A 275-nucleotide genomic window follows, 5' to 3' on the forward strand; every position below is an offset into this window, starting at 1 on the left:
GCCATATACGCACCCTTGAGCAGCACTTCGCCTGCCGCTTGTTCGTGCGCAGCGGCCGCAGCCTGCAACTGACCGAAGCGGCAAGGCTATTGCTGCCCGGCGTGCGCGAAGGCTTCACTGCGCTGGAGCGGGCGTGCGATACCTTGCGCGGTGAAGATGACATCCTGCGCATGAAAGCGCCCTCTACCCTGACCATGCGCTGGTTGCTGGCGCGCCTGAGCCGCTTTCGTCACCTGCAGCCGGGTAATGAAGTGCAACTGACCAGTGCCTGGATG

Annotated in this window: 1 protein-coding gene; it reads left to right on the forward strand. The window is 63.6% G+C overall.

Features of this window, described 5'->3' with window-relative positions; translation table 11 throughout:
• On the forward strand, positions 1–275 hold a 275-nt coding region (locus SB772_RS40655), incomplete at both ends, for a LysR family transcriptional regulator (protein WP_410838606.1).

Source organism: Paraburkholderia sp. SIMBA_030 (assembly GCF_046535245.1).
GTDB lineage: Bacteria > Pseudomonadota > Gammaproteobacteria > Burkholderiales > Burkholderiaceae > Paraburkholderia.